This window comes from Streptomyces sp. 3211.6 (genome assembly GCF_003634815.1).
Taxonomy (GTDB): Bacteria; Actinomycetota; Actinomycetes; order Streptomycetales; family Streptomycetaceae; genus Streptomyces; species Streptomyces katrae_A.
Map to the genome: position 1 here is coordinate 1,355,226 of NZ_RBXC01000001.1, position 23,139 is coordinate 1,378,364.

The 23,139-nt window shown below is 72.5% G+C and carries 16 protein-coding genes and 2 pseudogenes; 7 read left to right on the plus strand and 11 right to left on the minus strand.

The window, feature by feature from the left end; translation table 11 throughout:
* Positions 1-148: 148 nt before the first annotated feature.
* From xdhC to BX286_RS06405, 7 genes are all read right to left on the minus strand, one after another.
* Complete coding sequence (xdhC, locus tag BX286_RS06375) at positions 149-967, minus strand: xanthine dehydrogenase accessory protein XdhC (RefSeq protein ID WP_187344099.1); 819 nt, start codon at positions 965-967, stop codon at positions 149-151.
* Positions 960-3,329 carry a xanthine dehydrogenase molybdopterin binding subunit gene (gene xdhB, locus BX286_RS06380; RefSeq protein ID WP_121014704.1) on the minus strand — a complete coding sequence of 790 codons (2,370 nt, stop codon included), beginning with the start codon at positions 3,327-3,329 and terminating at the stop codon, positions 960-962. Before xdhB ends, xdhC begins: the two co-directional genes overlap by 8 nt.
* A complete protein-coding gene (locus BX286_RS06385; RefSeq protein ID WP_121014705.1) occupies positions 3,326-4,831 on the minus strand; it encodes a xanthine dehydrogenase small subunit in 1,506 nt (501 codons plus the stop codon). Before BX286_RS06385 ends, xdhB begins: the two co-directional genes overlap by 4 nt.
* A 381-nt stretch (positions 4,832-5,212) precedes the next feature.
* A complete protein-coding gene (locus BX286_RS06390; protein WP_121014706.1) occupies positions 5,213-6,814 on the minus strand; it encodes an alpha/beta fold hydrolase in 1,602 nt (533 codons plus the stop codon).
* Positions 6,815-6,826: 12 nt separating this feature from the next.
* On the minus strand, positions 6,827-8,353 hold the full coding sequence (locus tag BX286_RS06395) for an alpha/beta hydrolase (RefSeq protein ID WP_121014707.1): 1,527 nt from the start codon (positions 8,351-8,353) through the stop codon (positions 6,827-6,829).
* A 244-nt stretch (positions 8,354-8,597) separates the two neighbouring features.
* Positions 8,598-10,316, minus strand: coding sequence for an acyl-CoA dehydrogenase family protein (locus BX286_RS06400; protein ID WP_121014708.1), 1,719 nt, complete (start codon positions 10,314-10,316; stop codon positions 8,598-8,600).
* Between the two features lie 39 nt (positions 10,317-10,355).
* A complete protein-coding gene (locus BX286_RS06405) occupies positions 10,356-10,922 on the minus strand; it encodes a PadR family transcriptional regulator (protein WP_079424548.1) in 567 nt (188 codons plus the stop codon).
* Between the two features lie 135 nt (positions 10,923-11,057).
* On the opposite strand from BX286_RS06405, the gene BX286_RS06410 reads away from it, so the two are divergent.
* Positions 11,058-11,558 (plus strand): GNAT family N-acetyltransferase, encoded by a 501-nt coding sequence (locus BX286_RS06410; RefSeq protein WP_079424550.1) that lies wholly within the window; start codon positions 11,058-11,060, stop codon positions 11,556-11,558.
* Between the two features lie 171 nt (positions 11,559-11,729).
* Here BX286_RS06410 and BX286_RS06420 read toward each other — a convergent pair.
* Positions 11,730-12,044, minus strand: a pseudogene (locus tag BX286_RS06420) (transposase); the annotation flags it as partial.
* A gap of 728 nt (positions 12,045-12,772) precedes the next feature.
* Positions 12,773-13,327 (minus strand): RICIN domain-containing protein, encoded by a 555-nt coding sequence (locus tag BX286_RS06435; protein WP_079424552.1) that lies wholly within the window; start codon positions 13,325-13,327, stop codon positions 12,773-12,775.
* A gap of 150 nt (positions 13,328-13,477) precedes the next feature.
* Here BX286_RS06435 and BX286_RS06440 point away from each other — a divergent pair, with 150 nt between their 5' ends.
* Entirely contained in the window at positions 13,478-14,680 is a 1,203-nt protein-coding gene (locus tag BX286_RS06440; protein WP_079424554.1) for a sensor histidine kinase, read from the plus strand.
* Positions 14,668-15,318, plus strand: a complete 651-nt coding sequence (locus tag BX286_RS06445) for a response regulator transcription factor (protein ID WP_100865229.1) — start codon at positions 14,668-14,670, stop codon at positions 15,316-15,318. Before BX286_RS06440 ends, BX286_RS06445 begins: the two co-directional genes overlap by 13 nt.
* Before the next feature lie 75 nt (positions 15,319-15,393).
* Here the strand turns inward: BX286_RS06445 and BX286_RS06450 are convergent.
* Positions 15,394-16,271: pseudogene (locus BX286_RS06450) on the minus strand (IS5 family transposase).
* 154 nt (positions 16,272-16,425) lie between these two features.
* On the opposite strand from BX286_RS06450, the gene BX286_RS06455 reads away from it, so the two are divergent.
* The 4 genes from BX286_RS06455 (at position 16,426) to BX286_RS06470 (ending at position 19,707) form a co-directional block, all read left to right on the plus strand.
* A complete protein-coding gene (locus tag BX286_RS06455; RefSeq protein WP_079424557.1) occupies positions 16,426-17,142 on the plus strand; it encodes a TetR/AcrR family transcriptional regulator in 717 nt (238 codons plus the stop codon).
* Between the two features lie 43 nt (positions 17,143-17,185).
* Positions 17,186-18,346 (plus strand): MAB_1171c family putative transporter, encoded by a 1,161-nt coding sequence (locus BX286_RS06460; RefSeq protein WP_079424559.1) that lies wholly within the window; start codon positions 17,186-17,188, stop codon positions 18,344-18,346.
* A gap of 303 nt (positions 18,347-18,649) precedes the next feature.
* Positions 18,650-19,132 carry a helix-turn-helix domain-containing protein gene (locus BX286_RS06465; RefSeq protein WP_079424561.1) on the plus strand — a complete coding sequence of 161 codons (483 nt, stop codon included), beginning with the start codon at positions 18,650-18,652 and terminating at the stop codon, positions 19,130-19,132.
* A complete protein-coding gene (locus tag BX286_RS06470) occupies positions 19,129-19,707 on the plus strand; it encodes a toxin (RefSeq protein ID WP_079424563.1) in 579 nt (192 codons plus the stop codon). Before BX286_RS06465 ends, BX286_RS06470 begins: the two co-directional genes overlap by 4 nt.
* Positions 19,708-19,717: 10 nt before the next feature.
* Here the strand turns inward: BX286_RS06470 and BX286_RS06475 are convergent, their stop codons facing one another.
* On the minus strand, positions 19,718-23,113 hold the full coding sequence (locus BX286_RS06475) for an aminotransferase class I/II-fold pyridoxal phosphate-dependent enzyme (protein ID WP_261993373.1): 3,396 nt from the start codon (positions 23,111-23,113) through the stop codon (positions 19,718-19,720).
* Between the last annotated feature and the right edge of the window lie 26 nt (positions 23,114-23,139).

Below are 23,139 nucleotides of genomic sequence, written 5' to 3' on the forward strand. Positions count from 1 at the left end.
GGTCACCTGGCGCCGCGACGGCCATGCCGTCGCACTGCTGAGGCTGGAGGCGCCCGTGGCCGGGACGGGCCCGGCACCGCGCGTGGGGCTGAGGGTGCGTGGTGCGGCGCGGGGCCCGGCCGGGCGGGGGGCTGCGGCCGGGCGGGGGTCAGGTGCGGTCGCGTTCGAAGGTGCGCAGCAGGTCCGCCGCGACGCCCACCGCGATCGCGGCCGGTTCCTTGCCGGTGATCTCCGTCAGGCCGATCGGGGTCTTGATCCGGTCGATCGTCGTGTCGTCGTGGCCGCCCTCGGTGGACAGGCGGTGGCGGAAGCGGGCCCATTTGGCAGCCGAGCCGATCAGGCCGATCGTGCCCAGCCCCGGGGTGCGCAGGGCGGCGTCGCACAGGGCGGCGTCCTCGGCGTGGTCGTGGGTCATGATCAGGACGTGGGTGCCGGGGGCCAGTTCGGTGAGGACCTCCTCCGGGAGCAGGGGGGTGTGGTGGACGTGGACCTGCGCCACGGCGTCCGCGAGCACGGCGAGCCGGTCGTCGGCGAGCTGGCCGGGGCGGGTGTCGATCAGGTGGAGGTCGAGGTCGAAGCGGGCCAGGATGCGGGCCAGTTCGAGGCCGACGTGTCCGACGCCGAAGACCGCCACCGCCGGGACCACCGGCAGGGGTTCGAGCAGGACGCTGACGGCTCCGCCGCAGCACTGCACGCCGTGCCGGCCGGTGACCTTGTCGTTGAGGGCGAATTCCATCAGTTCCGGTTCCGCGTCGGGCGTGGCGAGCACCTCGCGGGCCCGGTCGATGGCGACGGCCTCGATGTTGCCGCCGCCGACCGAGCCCCAGGTCTCGGTCCGTCCGACGACGAGTTTGGCGCCGGCCTTGCGGGGTGCGTGGCCGCGCACGGCCGCGACGGTCACGAGCGCGCCGGGTTCCCGGCGCGCCCGCAACCGCGCGACCGCGGCCACCCAGGTCAGTTCAGGCATGGCTCAGGGCGCTCGCGCCGCCGGTGCGGGCCGTGGCGGCGGCACGGGCCGCTTCCAGGGCCCAGTACACCGCCTCCGGCGTCGCGGGGGAGGCGAGTTCCACGCTGACCCCGGCGGGCCCGAAGGCCGCGGCGGCCTGCCGCAGCGCCTCGCGCACCGAGAACGCCAGCATCAGCGGGGGTTCGCCGACCGCCTTCGAGCCGTAGACCGCCCCTTCCTCGGTGGCGTTCTGCAGCAGCGTGACGTTGAACTCCTCGGGCGTCTCCGAGAAGCTGGGCAGCTTGTAGGTGCTGGCGGCCTGGGTCAGCAGCCGGCCGCGGTTCGGGCCGTCGCCGGTGTCCCAGCGCATGTCCTCCAGGGTCAGCCAGCCCGCGCCCTGGACGAAGCCGCCCTCGACCTGGCCGATGTCGATCATCGGGGACAGGCTGTCGCCGACGTCGTGCACGATGTCCACGCGACGGATGCGGTACGCGCCGGTGAATCCGTCCACCTCCACCTCGGTGGCGGCGGCGCCGTGGGCGAAGTACTTGAACGGCGAGCCCTTGAAGGCCTTCGCGTCCCAGTGCAGTCCCTCGGTGCGGTAGAAGCCGGCCGCCGAGAGCTGGACGCGCTGGAGGTAGGCGGTGCGCACGAGGTCGTCCCAGGCCAGTTCGCGGTCGCTGCCCAGGGCGCGGGCGACGCCCTCGACGATGCGCACGTCGGAGGCGTTGGCGCCCAGCTGGGTTCCGGCCACCTCCAGCAGCCGTCCGCGCAGCTGCTCGCAGGCGTTCTTCACGGCCGCGCCGTTGAGGTCCGCCCCGGCGCTGGCGGCGGTGGCGGAGGTGTTGGGCACCTTGTCGGTGCGGGTCGGTGCCAGCCGCACCTTGTGCAGGGGGACGCCCAGGGTGGTGGCGGCGACCTGGATCATCTTGGTGTGCAGGCCCTGGCCCATCTCGGTGCCGCCGTGGTTGATCAGGACCGAGCCGTCCTTGTAGATCAGCACCAGTGCGCCGCCCTGGTTGAAGGCGGTGAGGTTGAAGGAGATGCCGAACTTGATGCCGGTGAGGGCGATGGCCCGCTTGGTGTGCGGGTGCGCGGCGTTGAAGGCAGCGATCTCACGCCGCCGGTCGGCCAGTCCGCCGCTCTCCTTGACCTGCTCCCAGACGGCGGAGATCCGCCCGGGCTGGGTGACCGGCTGCCCGTACGGGGTGTGCTGGCCCTCGCGGTAGAAGTTGCGTTCCCGCAGTTCCGTCGGGTCGAGGCCGAGCAGCGGCGCGCAGCGGCCCATGATGTCCTCGATCACGAGCATGCCCTGGGGGCCGCCGAAGCCGCGGAAGGCGGTGTTGGAGACCTTGTGGGTCTTGGCGATGCGCCCGGCGACGCGCGCGTGGGGGATCCAGTAGGTGTTGTCGATGTGGCAGAGGGCGCGGGCCACCACCGGCTCGGACAGGTCCAGGCTCCAGCCGCCGTCCGCGGTCAGGGTGGCGTCCAGGGCCTGGATGCGGCCGTCGGCGTCGAAGCCGATCTTCCAGGCGGCGTGGAAGCCGTGCCGCTTGCCCGACATGGTCAGGTCCTGGGTCCGGTTGAGACGTACCCGGACGGGCCGGCCGGTGAGCTTGGCGCCGAGGGCGGCGACGGCCGCGAATCCGTGCGGCTGCATCTCCTTGCCGCCGAAGCCGCCGCCCATGCGCAGGCACTGCACGGTCACCTCGTGGCTGTGCAGGCCGAGGACGTGGGCGACGATCTCCTGGGTCTCCGAGGGGTGCTGGGTGCTGCTCTGGACGAAGACCTGCCCGGCCTCGTCGATGTGGGCCAGCGCCGCATGGGTCTCGAGGTAGAAGTGTTCCTGTTCGGAGAACTGGAACTCGCCGGTGAACACGTGGACGGAGTCGGCGAATCCGGCGTCGACGTCGCCGGCCAGCATCACGGGCCGGGCGCCGTGGAAGCTCCCGGCGGCGATCGCCTCCGACAGCGTGACGACCGACGGCTGTTCGTCGAGTTCCACCTCGACGGCCGCCGCACCGAGCCGGGCGGCCTCCAGGGTTTCGCCGAGCACCCAGGCGACGGCGTGGCCGTGGAACATGACCGTGTCGGGGAAGAGCGGTTCGTCGTGCTTCATGCCGGCGTCGTTGACGCCGGGCACGTCGGCGGCGGTCAGCACGCGGACCACGCCGGGCACGGCGAGCGCGGCTGCGGTGCGCAGGGCGGTGATCCTGCCGTGGGCCTTCATCACCTGGACCGGGTGGGCGTGCAGGACGTCCTTGGTGCGGTGGATCAGGTCGTCGGTGTAGAGCGCGGCGCCGGTGACGTGCAGGTTGGCGCTCTCGTGCGGGAGGGGAAGTCCGACGGCGGGCTTCTCGGGGCGCTGGGACAACTGGCTCACGAAGACACCGCCTCGGTGGTCTGGGCGTACAGCTTGAGAAGGCTCTGGCCGAGCATCGCGGAGCGGTACCCGGCGCTGGCGCGGTGGTCGTCCATGGGGGTTCCCTGGGTCTTGAGCACCTCGGCGGCGGCCTGGGCGGTCTCGGCCGTCCAGGCCCTGCCCTCCAGGGCGGCCTCGGCGGCGAGGGCGCGGATCGGGGTGGCGGCCACGCCGCCCAGGCCGATGCGCGCCTTGCGGACCGTCCCGTCCTGGATGTCGAGGGCGAAGGCGACGGCGACGCTGGAGATGTCGTCGAACCGCCGCTTGGCGATCTTGTGGAAGGCCGTGACGGGCGACAGCGGCAGGGGGACGCGTACGGCGCGGATCAGCTCGCCGGGGCGGCGCACGCTCTGCCGGTAGCCGGTGAAGTAGTCGCAGAGGGGGACTTCGCGTTCGCCGTCGGCGCCGGCGAGCACCACCGACGCCTCCAGGGCGAGCAGGACCGGCGGGCTGTCGCCGATGGGCGAGCCGGTGCCGAGGTTGCCGCCGAGGGTGGCGCTGTTGCGGATGAGGCGGGAGGCGAACTGGGGGAACAGCTCGGCCAGGAGGGGTACGGCGCCGTCGAGGCGGCGTTCGATCTCGGTGAGGGTCTGCGCGGCGCCGATCTCGATGTGGCCGGATCCGATGTGCAGGGAGCGCAGTTCGGGCAGCCGGTCGACGGCGATGACGCAAGGGGCCCGGCGGGAGCGGATGTTGACCTCGACGCCCCAGTCGGTGCTGCCGGCGACGACGACGGCGTCGGGCCGCTCGCGCAGCAGCTCCAGCGCCTCGGCCAGGCTGCCCGGCCGCAGGAAGCTGCTGTCGTCGCGGGTGTAGGCGGTGGCGGCCGGTTCGGGCGGGGACTGTTCGCGGCGCCGGGCGAGCGGGTCGTCCCCGGCGGGCGCGCCGACGGCGAACGCGGCGTCGCGGATCGGGCGGTATCCGGTGCAGCGGCACAGGTTCCCGCTCAGCGCGTGCAGGTCGAAGCCGTTCGGGCCGTGCTCGGGGTCGCCGTGCCCGGCGTCGCCGTGCCCGGGGCGGCCTTCCTCGGCGGGGGCGGGGTGGGCGCAGCGGCCGGGGCGGTAGTACTCGGCGGCCATGCTGCACACGAACCCCGGGGTGCAGTAGCCGCATTGGGAGCCGCCGCGGACCGCCATCTCCTCCTGTACGGGGTGCAGGGTGGGCGGGGTGCCGGGCTCGCCCGGGGTGGCCAGGCCCTCGGAGGTGATCACCTCCTGGCCGTCGAGCGCCGCGGCCGGGACCAGGCAGGCGTTGACGGCCACCCAGTCGGTGGGCCTGTCCACACCGGGCCGGGCCACCAGGACCGAACAGGCTCCGCATTCGCCCTCGGCGCAGCCCTCCTTGGTGCCGGTCAGCCCGCGCTCACGCAGGAAGTCCAGCACCGTGGTGTGGGGGGCAGCCGGTGCGAGGGGGGTTTCCTGCCCGTTGACCGTGATAAAGGGTGTGGGTGTACTGGTCGCCATATTTCAGGAGCTTTCTCTTTCGGTGGCGCAGCTCGAAGAGCCCGGAGCTCGATGAGTCCGGGGAGCGCACGTCGGCACGCGTCGGCGTACCGCAGGCGGTGTGTGGGGAGAAGCGGGGCCGGGGCCGCGGGCGGGCGCACCGGGAGGGAGGGGCCGTTCAGCAGCCGTGGGCCACACGGCCGGGGGCCCAGGCGACCTCGTGGGCGGGGCGCAGCGGCGCGGAGACGGTCGGCATCCGACGTCGCCTCCTTCCCTGAGCTCACGAGTCGTTGCGCCCGAAGCTACGTCGCCGCAGGTTGATCGGTCAAGCATGGGTTCCGGCATGTGGCCCGTTGTCACTCCGGACGGCTCCGGACGGCCGCCGGTGGGCCGGCTGTCCCGTCAGGGGCCCGTCTCGAACGCCGGGGGCTTGAGGCCCTTGAGGCATTGCGTGTCCGGGGTCGTCGGGGTGTCGAAGAAGGAGACCGCGATGGTCTGGGCGCACTTCGAGGTCGCGAAGACCACGTGGGGCTCGTAGGGGACGGTGATGACGGTGGCCCGGGACAGGGTGCGGGCGACGTAGGGGCCGTTGGCCGCTCCGGTCTGGGAGTCGAAGCCGCCCGAGAGGGCCAGGGTGGGGATGTCGCTCTTGGTGACGTCCCGGATCGAGCGCGGTGCGGCGGGGACGTTCCAGGTGTCGCAGTCCTGGTGGAGGTAGGCCAGCTGCGGTGCCTGGGACTGGACCGCGCGCGGGAAGGACGGGAAGGCCTCCTCGCCGCCGCGCAGGGCCGCGTCCCGGGCCGCGTACGGGGTCCACTCGCTGCAGAACACGCCGTAGACCAGCCCGTGGGAGAGCCGGCCGACGGCCTGGGGCGAGTACTTGCCGACCGACCACTGCTCGGCGATGCGCTGGGGCTTGCCGTGGTCCAGTTCGTCGAGGGCTCGCGGCACCTGGGCCGCGACGTGGGTGGCGGAGGTCAGCCAGTTCACCAGGGCCGCGCCGTCGAGGACCACCTTCACCTGCTTGTGGGTGTCGGGCAGGGTGACGGTGGTGGTGACCGGCTTGGCCTGGAGTTCGCGCACGAGGCGTTCGAAGGTGGCCGACAGGTTCGGGTAGCGGTCGTTGCAGGCGGGCTGCTCGGCGCAGGCCTTGAACAGGCCGTCGAAGCCCTGCTTGGCGGCGCTCCAGGTCAGGGCCTCACCGGCCGTGGAGGGCGGCAGGATGCCGTCGATGCCGACCGACCGGATCCCTTGCGGGTGCAGGCGCATGGTGACGAGCGCCAGCTGGGTGCCGTAGGAGATGCCGTACAGGTTCCACTGCGCCACGCCCAGCGCGCCGCGCAGGTCCGCGAGGTCGGCGGAGCTCTCGGTGTCGTTGTAGGCGCCGAGGTCGGCCCCGAGGCCGACGAGCCGGTCGCGGCAGGCCTTCGTGGCCTGGAGGTGCAGGCGTTCGGAGTCGGGCGAGGCGTAGGCGAGGCCGGTCGCGCGGGCGTTGAACTCGTCGATGTCCGGGCAGGTGAGGGCCGGGTCGGCCGAGTACGTGCCGCGCTGGGACATGAAGATCACGTCGCGGTCGCGGTTGAGGCCGCCGTCGACGGCCATCTTCGCCTCGCCGACGGCGTCGTCCCCGGGTCCTCCGGCGAGCCAGACGATCGGGTCGGGCCGTGGCGTCGCGGCGAGCGCCGGCACGATCGCCACCCCGAGCGTGATCTTGCGGCCGTCCGGTCTGGTCCGGTTCTCGGGGACGGTGAGCGTTCCGCAGCGGGCGCCGTCGAGCTCGGCGACCGGCTCGGGCGTCCTGGGGCAGGCGCCCGGTGTGTAGCGGGCGTCGCCGGCCGTCCCGGCGACGGTGCCGAGGGGCGCCGGGGGCGGGGTGGCGGTGCCGTACGCCTGGACGGGCGCGCTGAACAGGCCGGTGAGGAGCAGGCCGGCCGCCAGGCCGGCGGAGGAGGCGTGCAGCCGTCGCACGGTGCGGCGGGGGCGGGACGCGTCGGTGCGGGGCATCGGTCCTCCCGGTCACTTCGGGGTGATGGTGAACGGCGCCGGCTCCAGGCCGGCCACGCAGCCGGTGTCGGGGGCGGCCGGGCGGGCGAGGAAGGAGGCGAGCACCTTGGCCGCGCAGGGCGACTGCGGGACCACCCAGTGCGTGATGCCGGGGATCTTCACGGAGGTCGAGCGGGACAGCGTGCGGGAGGCGTCCTTCGCGAAGCCGGCGCCGGTCTTCTGGTCGAAGGTCCCGGAGAGGAGGAGCGTGGGTACGGAGCTGACGGCGGCCACCCGCTGCTGGGCGGCCCGGTCGGGAACGTTCCAGGTCCGGCACACGTCGAGCTGGAAGGGGAGCTGCGGTGTCTGGGCCAGGACGGTGTCCGGCCATCGGGGGAAGGCCTTGCGGCCCGCGTCCAGCACCGCGGATTCGGTGACCCCCGGCGTCCACTCGGCGCAGGCCACCGACTCCGTCAGCCCGTGCGCGGTCATGCCGGTCGCCTGGACGGAGTCGACCGCCCGGGCCCGGGCGAAGCGCTCCGGGTTCCCGTGGGCCAGTTCGTCGATCGCCGCCGGGAGGTCGGCCGGCTTGATGGTGTTGGCAACGAGCACGCCGAGCACGGCTCCCCCGTCGAGGACCACCTTCACCGGGGCCCCGCCCTTCGGCGGGGCGGCGGTCAGCGTCAGCGGCTTCGCCTCCAGCCGCTTCACCTGCTCGTCCAGCGTCTTGCGGAGGTCCGGGTAGCGGCTCTTGCAGGCCGGCTGGGCCGCGCACGCGTCGAGGATGGCGCCGATGCCCTCCTGTGCGCTGGGCCAGCCCCAGGGCAGGACCACGCTCTGCGGGGGCGTGACCGAGTCGATCGCCACCGCGCGGATCCCCTCGGGGTGGGTGCGCAGATAGGTGAGGGCCAGGTTGGTCCCGTAGGAGTATCCGTAGACGTTCCACTGCGCGATACCGAGAACCGTACGCAGGTCGGCGAAGTCCGCCGCGTTCTCCGCGGTGTTGTAGGCCCCGAGGTCGGTCCCGTCGGCCGTCAGGCGGACCCGGCACTGCTTGAAGGCGTCCAGCATCTGCGACTTGGCCTGCGCCGAGTCGTAACCGAGGCCCACGTAGCGCGCGTTGAAGCGGTCGACCTCCGGGCAGGCCAGGTTGGGCCGGTCGTAGCGGTTCCCCCGCTGCGCCATGATGATCAGGTCGTGGTCCCGGTTCACGCCGGCCGCGGTCAGGAACGGGATGTCGTCGAAGGTCTCGCCTCCGGGGCCGCCCGCCATGAACACCACGGGCTCCGCGGCGGGCTTGGCCGAGACGGCCGGGATGACCGCCGTGGCCAGCTTGATGGTCCGGCCGCCGGGACGGGCCCGGTTCTCGGGGACCTCCAGGAATCCGCAGCGCGCCTTGGCCAGCTCGGGGACCGGCTCGGCCGTCTTCGGGCAGGGGCCGGGCACGAACCGCGCGGGTGCCGCCGGGGTGGGGGCGGCGGCGGCCGGCGGCGCCGTGACGGCGGCCAGGCAGACCAGGGCGGCCGCTGCGGCCGCCGTGTTGCGGGTGTGCTTCGCCATGGGATCCCGTTCCTCTGCCGGCGCGCACGGCTGCCGTTGCCGGACAGCGCCCCGGCGGTTGGGCGGAACGTACCCTTCCGACGCTACCGGGTCCCCCGGACGGCCGCATGCCGGACGGCCGGTGGCCGGGAACCCGCCCCGGACGCCCGGCGCCACCCACGACCGGCCCGGCAAGCCGGCCGCCTGACCGCCCGCCGGCCGGGCCGGGGACCGCGCCCCGGGCCCCGCCGGCGGACCGGCCCCGTTACGGTGCCATCTCGTAGGCCCCGGAAAGGGCCTCGACGCGCTCCCAGACCCGGGCCGCGCGGGCCTCGTCGACGACCGGGCGGCGCACCGCGCCGAGCGCCCACTCCTGCTGCGCCACGGTCGCGGAGTCCTTGCCGTGCAGTTCGACGGCGTGGCCGGAGAAGTCGCGGACGAGGACGGAGAACAGCTCGTCGAGGACGTCGCGGTCCAGGTCCGTGAGGCGGGCCTGTTCCAGGATCAGCTGGCCGTGCACCACCAGGGCGAAGAGCTGGCCGACGGAGAGCAGGAAGTCGAGGTCGCGGCTCTGCGCCTCGTCGGGGGCGATGGTGGCGACGAACGCGCACAGGGCGTCGGCCTGCTCGCGGAAGCGGGCGACGTTCGGCACGCCTGCGTACGCGTCGAAGGCGGGCCGCCAGTCGTGGAAGCGTACGGAGCCCAGGCCGCGGGCCGGGCCCTGCCGGAACAGGAAGTCGTCGTCGGCAGCGTCCAGGCGGGTCGGCACGGCCGGGTACTCGACCGGCTCCAGCAGGTGGTTGCGCATGAACTTGAGGATCAGCGCGAGGTTGACGTGGACGGTGCCCTCGAGCTTGGGCAGGCCGCGGATCTCGACGGCGGCGTTGGCGAAGTAGGTGTCCTTCTCGAAGCCCTTGGCGGCGATGACGTCCCACATCAGGTCGATGACCTTCTCGCCCTCGGTGGTCACCTTCATCTTCGTCATCGGGTTGAAGAGGAGGTAGCGGCGGTCCTCGGGCCCGGCGGAGCGGAAGTAGTCCACGGCGCGGTCGCTGAACAGCTTCATGCCGACCAGGCGCACGTAGGCGTCGGCCAGCTCGCGGCGCACGTGCGGGAAGGCGGTGACCGGGCGGCCGTAGAGGACCCGGTTCTGCGCGTGGGTGACGGCCTCGTACATCGCGTGCTCGCAGATGCCGATGGAGGCGGTGCAGAGGTTGAACTTGCCGACGTTGACGGTGTTGAGGGCGGCGTCGAAGGCGGCGCGGCCGGTGTGCAGCACGTCCTCGGCGGCCACCGGGTAGCGCTCCAGCCGGAACTCGCTGACGTACTTGGAGGAGTGGACCACGTTCTGGACGAGGCCGTAGGCGGGGTGGCGGCTGTCGGCGGCGAAGAAGACGTAGCCGTCCGGGCCCTCGACGTCGGTGCGGCGGCCGAAGACGGAGACCAGGCCTGCGGCGTTGCCGTTGCCGATGTAGTACTTGGAGCCGGTCGCCAGGAAGCCGCCGTCGCCGTCGGGCTCCAGGAGCATGTCGGTGGAGTAGATGTCGGCGCCGTGGGTGCGCTCGGACAGGCCGAAGGCGAACACCTCGCCCTGGGAGAGGAGTTCGGCGGCGCGGGCGCGGGCGGCGGCGTTCTCGCTCTGCCAGACCGGGCCCAGGCCGAGGATGGTCACCTGCCAGGCGTACCAGTAGTCGAGGCCGTAGAAGCCGAGGATCTCGTTGAGGGCGGCGATGCGGGCGGTGTCCCAGCGCTGGTCCTCCCGGCCGGCGGCGGAGGCCGGGGTGAGGAAGGTGGCGAACAGGTCTTCCTTGGCGGCGAAGGCGAGGAAGTCCGCGAGCCAGGCGCGGGTGCGGTAGTCCTCCAGCAGCTTGCGCTTGCCGCGCTCCTCGAACCAGTCCACGGTGGCGCGCAGCAGGCGGCGGGTCTCGGGGTCGAAGTGCGCGGGGTCGTAGGTGCGCGGGTTGAACAGGAGGGAGTCGGCCATGAGGGGTCGCCTTCCGGGGAGTAGTGACGGGTCTTGCGGTCAGGCGGGCGGTGTCGCCGCCCCGATGCGGTGGAGGGTGGCCAGGACGTCGTCCAGCCAGGCGATGGTCATCCGCTCGTACGCGATGCCGCCGCGCAGCACGACGTGCTGGAGCTCCTGCCCGGCGTCGAGCGGGGCGGGGGCGCCGGGGCCGGTGAAGTCGCGCCGCTCGCCCGCGAGGTAGTGCGCGAGGCGGTCGCCGTGGGCGCTGCGGTGGCGTTCGACCTCGCGGATGAGGGCGGCGGGGTCGTCGAAGGCCGCACCGCGGATCTTGACGGCCAGCTCGTGGCGCATGCTCTCGGGCTCGATCGGCTCGTGCAGCCACCGGGAGAGGGCGGCGCGGCCGGGCGCGGCGACGGCGTACTCCTTCTTGTCCGGCCGCCCCTGCTGGGGCACTTCGCGGACGGTGAGCAGGCCGTCGGCGGCCATGCGCCCCAGGACGCGGTAGATCTGCTGGTGGGTGGCGGTCCAGAAGTAGCCGATGGACCGGTCGAACCGGCGGGCCAGTTCGTATCCGGAGCCCGGCATCTCCAGGAGGGAGACGAGGATCGCGTGGTCGAGCGCCATGCCCCGATCCTTCTATGCAACTCGTTGCATAGACAAGTGCCGCCGCCCGGGTGAGACACGGCTCACCCGCTTCCCGCGCGGGCGGACCGTCAAACCGTTTGCCGCCCCGGCGGCGGCCGGTTAGCGTCGCCGCCCATGACCCCTGTCCTGCGCACCGAGCGCCTGCTGCTGAGCCCCTACGTCCCCGCGGACGAGGAGGATTTCGTGACCCTCTTCCAGGACGTGCGGGTGTCCCGGTGGATGGGCGACGGCCCCGCCACCGAGGAGGAGGACCGGGCCCTGTTCGGCCGGATCTTCACCAAGGTCTACGCCGGGAACCTGTTCGACGTCTGGGCCGTCCGCCTCGACGGCGAGCTGATCGGGCACGCCGAGATCAAACGGACGGACGCGGTCGCCGGCCACGAGATCATCTACGCCCTGGCGCCCGCGGCCTGGGGTGCGGGGCTGGGGACCGAGCTGGCGCGGGCCCTGGTGGAGTACGGCTTCGCCGCCCTCGGACTGGCCGAGGTGCACGCCACCGTGGCCGCGGAGAACGGCGCCTCGCTGGCCTTGCTGGAGCGGATCGGGTTCGAGCACGTCCGGGACGTCACCGAGGACGACGGCAGCACCACCCGCGTACTGACCCGGGCCGCCTAGTACTCCAGCAGCGGATCGTGTCCTGAGCTGGTTCTTCTCAGGTAGTGACTGCGCTGGGCGGTGGCCTGGCGGCGTCGGCGCCAGTGGGACCAGTTCAGTGCGTGATCTCGTGGACGAGGTCGGCCTGTTCGGTGGTGGGGCAGGAGATGTTCCAGGAGCCGTCGGATCTCTGCCACGGAGGATGAACCCCGTGTCGTCGACGATCAGGACACCACCAGGACCGAGTTTGCCTGCGACGTAGTCACGGACATCGTCACGGAGTGCGTCCGCGTCCCAGACACTCGAGTTGAGCAGTCTTTGGAATCCGTCCGGGGTGCGGTGACCTGCGTACTCGGCCAGCTGCCAGCCGTTCTTCCGGGCCACTGGAGCCAGCAGCCCCCGCAGGTAGTCCCGCATCCGCCACCGCAGATCCGCCCGTCCGAACCGGCCCGCCACCCGCGCGAACACCGACTCCAACTCCGCAGCCCACCCCTGGGCCCCAGCCATCCCCACCATGCCCTGCCAACGACAACCACCAGCTCACGAAACGATCCGCTGCTGGAGTACTAGCCCCGGCCCGGCCCGGGGCACCCCTGGACGGGGGTGCGGTTCGCGGCGTGCCTGGGGTTCGCGAGAGGCCCTGGACGTGGTCCTGGTCCGCCCCGAGCTGGTGGCGGAGATCAGCGCCGACCGGGTGATGACCGGGGCGGCGTTTTCCGCCACCCGCTGAGCCTCCGCCGGTTGGGCTTGGACGTGACAGCGGAGGACGTTCCCCGGTTCGGTGAAGGGCCGACTGCGGCGGCCAGCTGAGCCTGCCGATCGGGGCGGCCACCGCGGCCGGCTCGCGCCGGGCGAGAAGCCGAACCGCAAGCGGATGACCACCGTGGCCTGCGTCTTCGACACCCGGCCCGCCCCCAGACGCCCTTGCTCCGCGACGACCAGGTCCCTCGATCCCGACCTCCGCGCTACCCATGGCCAATTAGGAGACCGGGATGGGGAATTACACGACGCTCAAACCGCCCAACCTGGGGAAAAACTTGATCGCCGGCACTCCTACCTGCGCAGACGCCGGATCGAATGCACCATCCCGGAGAAGGCCGACCAGGTCCGCACCCGCAAGAAGCTCGGCTCGCGCGGTGGCCACGAGGTACGACAAGTTGGCCGTGTGCTACGAGGCGACAGTGCTGATCGCCGCCATCAACGAGTGGCTTTGACCAGCACTGTCGCAACAGACCCTAGAAGCCGATCCTGGAGAAGTCGTAGTACCTGTCGAAGCGCGGCACCCAGATGCTGGGCCAGGGCGTACCGCTGACGCCGCAGTCGCCGAGCACGACGGGCGAGCGGCGGCCGGTGTCGTGCAGGCAGAGTCCGGTGCCGACCTCCTGGATCTCCCAGTGGTCGCCCTTCTCGCCACCCTGGAAGATCCACGTGAAGGTACCGCAGCCCCAACCGTCCGCCTGGATCATGGAGACGCCCTTGTAGGCGTAGCCGCCCTGCGGGCCGACGCAGCGCGCGCCGCCGAAGGTGCCGATCGCGAAGTTGCCGTTGCCCAGGCTGTGGAAGGTGAAGCGCTGGTTCAAGTGTCCGTTGCAGTCGTACCTCTGGATGATGGCACCGGGACTGGTGGTATCGCCGCGGATGTCGAGGCACCCCCAGCTGTAACCGGCCCTTACCTCGTAGATGGGCGCGTTGTACGGGGTGGTGCTGTAGCGGATCGTCGGGTTCTCCGCGGCCTGCGCGGACGACGGCAGCAGCATGACGAACATCGCCGTGAAGACTGCAACGGCCACACTGCCGAACCGGCGAAATCTTTGCGCCACGTTCCCTCCTGACTGGAAACAACTGACTGAGGACGAGCTTGACGCCGAAGAAGCTAGCGAGATCCACTGGGCCTCCGATACCCACCCTTTCAGGGGGGTGTGTTCACGGCGGAGGCTGTGGTGCGGGAAGGCTCGGGGCTGCAGCGTGCCCAGCGGTTCATGATGCTGGCGACCGGCCTGTACCGGGCCAGCCACCTGGTGGCGGGCTTCGTGGCCGTGCTGCGCAAGGCGCCGGGCGAGGTCCTCCCCTGGGTGCTGTTCGGCGGGGTTCTCGCCTCCAGCGTGTGGCTGTACGGGAACGCCTACGCACGGGGCTGGTTCGACCGGCGCTGGGTATGGGCCGATGTGCTGGTGACCGGGTGCGCGGTGCCGCTGCTGGTGGGCCTGGCGAGCGGCGGGGTGGCGGGCGGCGGCTGGGTGCCCGGGGGAGCCGGAGTGGCCGTGTACGGCTGGCTGTTCCTGCTGGGCGGGTCGGTGAGCGCGGCGGCGGGTGTCGGACTGGCACCGAGGCGGGCCGTGGTGGCCGTTCTGCTCCTGCTCGGCACCACGCTGGCCGCGTACCTGTGGGTGATCGGTCCGGAGGCGGCTCCCGGATCCGCCCTCGTCGGGCACATGAACTCGGTGGTCTCCTCGGCCGTGATGGCCAAGGTCTTCTGGTGGTACCTGCGCCGACAGGGCACCCAGCTGGACGAGGCCAACGAACGGGCGCTGACCGCCGAGGCCGCGCGGGCCCGTGAGGCCGAGCGGATCGCGCACCACCGAGCCCTGCACGACACCGTGCTGGCCACGCTGACCACCATTGCCGTAGGCCGGGTGGACGCCAACGCGCCCGGGGTACGGGAGCGGTGCGCCCGCGAGGCGGCGTACCTGCGGCGGCTGATCCAGCGTGGTGACGACCCGGAGGATGCGGGTGCGCAGGCCCCGGAGGTGGCGGTCGGGGCTGTGCTGGAGGAGGCGGTGCACTCGGCCGAGTGCCTGGGCCTGAAGGTCACCGCCCAGTACCACGAACTGCCGTCGGTGCCCCGACCCGTGGCCATCGCCCTCGCGGCCGCCGTGTCCGAGGCGCTGAACAACGTACGGTGCCACGCCGGGACCGGACAGGCCTTCCTGACGGTCGTCGGGGCGGCCGGGGGCGTGTTCGTCAGGGTGGTGGACCGGGGCGTCGGCTTCGACCCGACGGCCCCCGGGAGCGGGAGCGGAACCGGGACGGGGAGCGGGCTGCGGCGCTCCATCCACGCCCGGCTGGCCGAGATAGGCGGGCGGTCCGAGGTCGACAGCGCCCCGGGAGAGGGGACCAGCGTGGAGCTGCGGTGGCCGGCGTGATTACCGTGGCCGTGGTCGACGACGACCGGATGCTGCGCGAGGGGCTGCGCTCCTGGCTGGCCGAGGTGGAGCGATTACGGCTGCTGGCCTCGGTGGAGACGGTGGACGCGCTGCTCACGGTGGGCGGCCGGCCCCCCGACGTGGTGTTGCTTGACCTGGTGCTGCGCGACGGTTCCATCCCAGAGGACAACGTCCGGCGGGTGTGCGCGGCGGGCAGCCGGGTCGTGGTCATCAGTACGGTTGCGGACCGGGCCCGGATCGTCGGGACGGTGGCGGCGGGAGCGGACGGCTACCTCACCAAGGACCACTCGCTGGAGACACTGGTGGGGGCCGTGGAGACAGTGGCCGCAGGCGGTACGGCGCACTCCCCCGAGCTGGCCTTCGCCTGGGCGTACGACTCCGGCCCGGCCCGGCCGCGGCTGGCGCCGCGGGAGCTCCAGGTTCTGCTCGACTACGCCTCCGGGCTCACCCTGAAGGCCACCGCACGGCGGGCGGGTGTCAGTCCGAACACCGCCAAGTACTACCTGGACCGGGTCAAGGAGAAGTACCAGCGGGCGGGCCGTCCGACGTACACGAAGATCGACATGGCGCTGCGGGTGAGGGAGGACGGGCTCGATCCGCACACCGTGGACCCTTGATCAGACGAAGGCCGCCCCCGCGTCCGCAACCAAAGTCACCGGTATTGGGGTTAGGGTCTGTTGCGACAGTGCTGGTCAAAGCCACTCGTTGATGGCGGCGATCAGCACTGTCGCCTCGTAGCGCACGGCCAACTTGTCGTACCTCGTGGCCACCGCGCGATGCCGTTTCAGCCGATTGCTCCCGCACTCCACGGCGTGGCGCTCCTTGTAGTCCTCCTTGTCGAAGGCTGGTGGTCGACCACCGCGCGAGCCGAGCTTCTTGCGGTTGCGGACCTGGTCGGCCTTCTCCGGGATGGTGCATTCGATCCGGCGTCTGCGCAGGTAGGAGCGGTTCACGCGAGATCCGTAGGCTTTCGGCACGGGCCTTGTCGGGTGTGGTGCGTGGCCGTCCGGGGCCGGTTCGGGGGGCGCGGATGCGTTCGAGGACGGGCTGGAACTGCGGGCTGTCGTGCCGGTGCCCGGCGGTGATCAGCAACGAAAGGGGCTTCTGCCCCTGCTCGGTCGCGAGGTGGATCTTCGTAGTCAGGCCGCCGCGGGAGCGTCCGAGGCCGTGGTCGTCCGGCTCGGCGTCGATCCCGACGGGAGGCTCGCGCTGCAGATCCCCTTTTACGCGCGCCGGCGGCGTGCTGGTGGGCGCGGCAGACGGTCGAGTCCACGCTCACGTCCCAGGTGATCAGTCCCTGTGCGTCGGCCTGGACCTGCAGTTGCTCCAGGATCCGCTTCCAGGTTCCGTCGCGCTGCCACCGGCGAAACAGGTCGTAGACCCGGTCCCACGGGCCGTATCGCTCGGGGCTGACCTTCCACGGAGTGCCCGCGCGGGTCCGCCACCGTATCCCGTCGATCAGCTGCCGACGTGTCCACGTCCGCGGCCTGCAAGCCTTCTGCCCGGTCGGCAGCAACGGCTCCAGCCGAGCCCACTGCCGGTCCGTCAGATCCCCTCGCACCCACGCCATGATCATTGCAATTCAAAATCCACTTTCGCAACAGACCCTAGGGCGCAGGGCCGGGCAGAAGCACCAAAGCGCCGTGGCCGGATCCCGGCGGTCCGCCGGAACCGCTCCCCGGGCTGCGGCCACGGCCGTTCGGGGCGGCGGGTACGGTTCCGGCATGGACGTTTCAGCAATCCGTTCGAACGACGCCGACCCGACTCCGGCGGAGACGATCAAGGAGACCGCCCGCCGGCAGCTGGTGGAACTGGGGGCCGCGGGGCTGTCTCTGGAGGGCGTGGCCCGTGCGGCCGGGCTCGGCCTCGCCGACGTCGAGGCCGTCTTCCCGCACCGGGACGACCTGCTGACCGCGCTCGTCATCGGCGCCTACGACGCCTCCGGCGCCGCGATGGAGGCGGCCGACACCGCCGGCGCCCCGGCGGGGGCGCGGCTGCTCGCCGTGACGCGTGCGCTGCGGCAGTGGTCCTTCGCGAACCCCGGCGAGTTCACGCTCATCTACGGTTCGCCGGTGCCGGGCTACCACGCCCCGCAGGACACCGTCCCGGCCGCCGCGCGGACCCCCGCCGTGCTCGCCGGGATCGTCCGGGCCGCCCTGGAGGGCGGTGAACTGACCCCGCCGCGGCGCGCGGTGCCCGGTCCGCCGCTGCTGCTGCCGGCCGCCGTCGAGGCCTTCGGCGGTGTGCCCGAGGCTCCGTTCTCGGACATCATCGAGCGCGGCATCGTGCTGTGGAGCAACCTCATCGGGCTCCTGGTGTTCCAGGTCTTCAGCCGCACCCACGACAGCGTCAAGGACGAGGCCGCGTACTTCGACTACGCCATCGCCGTGGCGGCCGAGAGCATCGGGCTCGAGGTTCCGCTCGGCGGACACACCGACTGACCCCCACTGCCGCCCCCCGCGGCACCCTGCAGGAAACCAGGCCTTGAACACCATCAGAACCCTCTGCTTCGTCATCGCGGCGCTCTCCTCGTACGCCGCGCTCATCTACCGCCTGTGCCAGGCTCGGCGCAGCCGGCACGACAGTGCCTACTGGACGCTGATCACCACTCTGGTCCTCCAGTGCCTCACCTTCACCATGGGTGCCATCGCCATGGGCGGCCCGCGCTTCCTGGGGGTCGGCAACCTCGCCATCCTGCTCATGCACCTGTCGGCGGTGGCCTACTGCGTCGCCGCGGAGATCATCCTGCTGCGGTGGGCGGCGTCCGACGAGGAGGCGCGGCGCAAGACGCGCTGGTGGCTGATCACCGGAACCGCGCTGGACGTGGCCCTGGTCGCGCTCTTCCTCCTCGCCGACGGGACCTCCCGGCCGGCGTCGGACTTCGACACGGGCAGCGGCCGGCCGCTGGTCCTCGTCTACCTGCTGGCCTTCATGGCGTCCCAGGCGCTGCCGTGCGTGACCATCTTCCGCCAGTGCGGCTCGTACGCGCGCATGACGGACAACGAGTCGCTGCGGCAGGCCCTGCGGGTGCTGCGGGTGGCCGCCGTGGTGCTGTTCCTGTACTGCTCGTGCCGGACGCTCAACATCCTGACGGCCGCGGCCGGGGTCGACATCGGCGCCTGGAAGCTGGCCTCGAACCTCTTCAGCGCGGCGGGCATCGTCATCCTGTCGCTCGGCCTGACCAACTCCTCGTGGGGTCCGGCGGCATCGAGGCTGCTGGCGTGGGGGCGGAGCTACCGTTCGTACCGGGCGCTGTACCCGCTCTGGCGGGACCTGTACGAGTCCTCCCCGGACATCGCCCTGGAGCCTCCGGGCGCCTCCGTCGCGGACCTGGACTACCGGCTGCACCGCCGGGTCGTCGAGATACGCGACGGGTGGCGGGACCTGCGTCCGTACATCGACCGCACGACCGTGGGCGGTTCGGCCGCGGGCGCGGGCAGGGAGGAGAACGAGGAGTCGCGGCAGGCCTTCACGGAGGCGGCGCGGATCAAGCGGGCCCTGCTGGCCAAGCAGGCCGGGACCATGCCGCACGACAACAAGGACGCCGGGGACTTCGACGACCGGGACACGGACAACTTCACGGCCGAAGTCGCCTGGCTCACCAAAGTCGCGGCCGCCTACAGTAAACTCGGCACCGCGAGTTGAAGCTCCCGCCCGGTTTGTATCCCCCGTCAAACCGGGCGGGCCTCCCCCGTTCACCCGTCCTCCTGTTGCGGGCCGGGCGGGTGGCCATCGCCCGGACTGGCCCGGCCCATCCCCCGAGGGCCGGGCCAGTCCGCTTTCACCGCCCGCCAACCCGTCGTCCTTCCCCCGTGACGAGTTAGCTGGCAGCTATCGGCGAGACCCAACGTTGGCGGAGTCCAGGCCAATTGTCAACTGACCGCTATTCTGCGAAACTGGCGTATAGCCAAGGGCTATACCGAGGAGGTGACGGGAGGAAGAATCACCATGACCGAGTGCGACGACCGGCCCCTGCTCGCCAGGCGCCTTGACGACCTGTTCAAGACGGTCCGCCCCAAGGGCAAGCACTGGACCAACGCCGAGGTGGCGGAGGAACTGAAGCGGGCCAACCCCGAGCTCAAGGCCGGGGGCGTGTACTTGTCGCAGCTGCGCACGGGCAAGCGCTCCAACCCGTCGCCCGACCTCCTGGCCGCCCTGGCCAAGTTCTTCGGCGTCTCGGTCGCCTACTTCTTCGACGACAAGGTCGCCGAGTCGGTGCTCAGCCAGGTCGCCGCCATCGAGGCGCTGCGGCAGTCCGGCGTCCGGGCCGTGGCCATGCGCGCGGCCGGGATGAAGAAGGAGAACCTCGCGGCCATCACGGCCATCATGGACCAGTACCGGCAGATGCAGGGCCTCCCGCCGGTCACCGACGCACCCGTCGCGGACTCCCCCGCCGCCGGCGACGGCCCCGGCCCCTCCGAGCCCGTATGAGGGGCGCCTGGAAGGAGCGGGCCGCCGATCACGACCGGCGCAGCCAGCTCAAGAAGCTCCGCAAGGCCGGCGCCCGGCGGCTCGCCGAACTCGACCTCCCCGAGGTGAGCGACGTCGCCGAGCTCTGCCGCCACCTGGGCGAGGCGCGCGAGCGGCCGATCCTCCTGGTCCCGATGCAGATGCCCTCGTCACACCCGTGCGGCATGTGGGTCGCCGCGCGTGACGAGGACCTGATCTTCTACGACGCCAACACCACCAGCGCGCATCAGGAGCACATCATCTTGCACGAGCTGGGCCACATCATCTGCTGCCACCGCGGGGCCGGCGGGCTGGACGAGGCGGCTGCCCGCCTCCTCTTCCCCGACCTCGACCCCGACCTCGTGCGCGACATGCTCCTGCGCGCGACCTACGACGACGTCCAGGAGCAGGAGGCGGAGATCATCGCCTACCTGCTCGCCCAGCGGATGGAGGGCGCCGAGCAGCAGCACGCGGCGCACCCCGGCGCGGAGGCGGACGAGACCGGCGACCCGGGCACGAGCGCCGTGCTCAGCCGGATCGAACGGACCCTGTTCTGACGTGGACCGCTTACCCCCCGGCGGTGGACGCCACCTCCTCGGCCAGCGCCGCCACCGCCCGGCGGACGTCCTCCTCGCGGTGCTCGCTGGTGACGAAGAAGCGCAGCCTCGACAGCCCTTCCTCCACGGCGGGGTGGAAGATCGGGTCGGCGGTCACTCCGCGCGCGTAGAGGCCGTCCGCGACGCGCAGGGTCCGGGCCGAGTCCCCGAGGATGCACGGCACGATCGGCGTGTGGGCGCTGGAGCCGGTCGCCAGACCGGCGGCCGCGGCCAGGCCGAGGAAGAGCTCGGAGTTGCGCCGGAGCCCGGCCACCCGCTGCGGCTCCGCCGCGATCAGCTCGGTGGCGGCCAGCGCGGCCGCCGCGTTGGGCGGGGTCAGGCCCACGCTGTAGACGAAACCGGGCAGGGTGTGGCGCAGCCAGCGCACCATCCGGGCCGAGCCGCCGAGGTAGCCGCCGCAGCTGGCGAAGGCCTTGGAGAGGGTGCCCATCCACAGGTCCACGTCGCGGCGGTCGACCCCGAAGAACTCGCCGACGCCCCGGCCCCGTTCGCCGACCGTCCCGATGCTGTGCGCCTCGTCCACCATCAGCAGCGCGCCGTAACGTTTCTTCAGCTCGATGAGGGCGGGCAGGTCGACGAGGTCGCCGTCCATGCTGTAGGCGCCCTCCACGGCGATCAGCACCCGGCGGAACCGGGACCGGTTGAGCCGCAGCAGGTGTTCCAGCCGCTCCGTGTCGTTGTGCGCGAACGGGCGCCGCGCCGCGCCGGAGAGGGCGCAGCCCTGGAGGATGCTGTCGTGGGCGAGGGCGTCGTGCAGGACGAGGTCGCCCGGGCCGACCAGGTGGCCGATCGCGGTGACGTTGGTGGCGTGGCCGCTCACCAGCGTCAGGCAGTCCCCGACCCCGAGGAACTCCGTCAGGGCCCGTTCCAGGCGGACGGTGAGGTCGCGTTCCCCGGACAGGACGCGGCTCGCGGAGACCGAGGTGCCGTAGCGGTCCACCGCCCGGTGCACGGCCTCGTTGACGGCGGGGTGCCCGGACAGCCCGAGGTAGTTGTAGCTGCCGAAGGAGAGGTACGGGCGGCCGCCGATCACCGTGGTGTCGCGGATGGTGCCCTCGTGGACCCGGAAGTACGGGTACGCCGCGCCGGTCCCGGTGATGGAGTCCAGCAGCTGTTCGAACGTGCCCACCTCCGGGAACTCGTCGACGGTCGCCGTCTCGGCGCTCCACTGCGGGGCGGCCGGCGGGTCCGCCTCCGGGGCGGAGGGCCGCGGGCCGCCGCGGTCCGGGTCCACGAGGGCGATCAGCCGGCCGACGGTGAGGTCCGGGGAGAACATCTCCTCGGTCCGGAAGCCCGGTACCCGGTTCGCGATGCGCGTGTCCAGCTCGTGCAGCATCAGGGAGTCGAAGCCGAGGTCGGCGATCAGCGTCTGGTCCTCGTGCAGGTCGGACAGCGGGTAGACGCCGGTCCGCGACACCTCTTCGAGGACGACGGACGCGGCGGCCGCCCCGTCGGAGCCCGCCCGGGCCGGCTCCGGCGCCTGCTGCCGCGCCGGCTCCGCCACCGGCACGGGCTCGGGGTCGGGGTGCGGCGCGGGGCCGGCGTGCAGCTCGGGGTCCGGGTTCGGCCCGGGGTAGCGGCCCTGCCCGGGGTCGGGGTCGGCCGTCCCGCGTGCCGCCTCGTCCACGATCCAGTGCCGGCGCGGGGCCAGCGGGCTGGGCGGCAGGGTGCACGGGGGTACGCGGTCCCCCGCCGGTACGGCCGCCTCGCCGGACGGACCGGGCGCTCGGCCCGCCTCCAGGGCCTCGGCCGCGCCGGTCAGCCGGGCCACCGCCTCGTCGACGCCGTGCGCCTCCACGGTGAGGCCTTCCCCGAGGGGGGCCCGGCGGGCCAGGGTGCCGGCCACGGCGGCCAGTGCGGGCCGGTCCTCGGCGACGGTACGGGCCAGGTCGCGGGCGTACCGGGCGAGCCCGGCCCGGTCGCGGGCGCTGAGGGCCAGCACGTACGGGCCCGCGGACGGCGCGGGGCGGGCCGGCGGGGCGGTGTGCTCCTCCACCACCAGGTGCACGCCCGTTCCCCCGAAGCCGAACGCGCTGACGCCGGCCCGGCGCGGACCGCCGCCCTGCGGCCAGGTGACGGGCTCCGTCGGCACGGTCAGCCGCGCCGCCCGGAGGCCGGGGAGTTCCGCGAGCGCGAACTCCGGCTGCGGGGGGATCACCCCGCGCTGCACGGCCAGGACCGACTTGATCAGACCGGCCAGCCCCGCCGAGTTGAGCGAGTGCCCGACCACCGCCTTGACCGCCCCCAGGTAGGCGGGGGCCGCGTCCGGCCCGCGCAGCTCGCGCAGGACGGCGAGCTCGACGGGGTCGCCGACGGTGGTCCCGGTGCCGTGCGCCTCCAGGTAGCCGACCTCGCCGGGGGTCAGTCCGGCGTCGCGGTAGGCGCGGCGCAGGGCGCGCAGCTGTCCGGCGGCCTGCGGGTGCATACCGCCCTGGACGGTCCCGTCGTTGGCGGTGCCCACCCCGCGGATCACGGCGTACACCCGGTCGCCGGCCTCCAGCGCGTCGGACAGGGGCCGCAGCACGAGCATCCCGGCGCCCTCGCCCAGGACGAAGCCGTCGGCGTCCGCGCCGAACGGCAGGCAGCGTCCGGTGCGCGAGATGGCTCCGATCCGGCACAGCCCCACGAGCAGGTCGGGGGTGACGACCAGCTGGGCGCCGCCCGCGAGGGCGATACGGGTACGGCCGGAGCGCAGGGCGTGGACGGCGTTGGCCACGGCCATGAGCCCGCCGGAGCAGGCGGAGTCCAGCGCATAGCTCTCGCCGTGCAGGTCGAAGACCGAACTGATCGTGTTCGGGCCCATGTTGAGCAGGATCCCGGCCACGGAGGTGCCCTGCATCCCGTCGACGGCGCGGACCGTCTCCCCCCAGAGGGGATCGCCCGGGCGTGCCCCGAACTCCCCGCCGGCCAGCTGGCGCATACGGATCCGGAGGGTGGTCAGGCCGCGGTAGCCGCTGTCGGTGAGGGCCGTGATCACCGAGGTCTCCTCGCGGTCGAAGCCGTCGGCCTCCCATCCGGCGTCCTGGACCGCCTCGCGGGCGAGGTCGATCAGCAGCCGGTGCTGGGGGTCCATCGCCTTGGCCCGGCGGGGCGGGATGCCGTAGTGGGCCGCGTCGAAGCGGTCCGTGTCCGGCAGCAGCGCCATGGTGTCCGTATAGGCGGCGGAGGTGTCGCGGAAGTCCTCGCCGAGGAAGGCGTCGACGCGCCACCGCGAGTCGGGGATGCGGCCGAACTGTGCCCGCGGGTCCGTCAGGAGCCGCCAGTACTCGTTCAGGTTCCGCGCCCCCGGGAACCGGCACGCCATCCCGACGACGGCTATGTCCTCCCGCTCTGCGCTGCGGTCCACTGTGGAATTCATCCCTCTCACTGCAA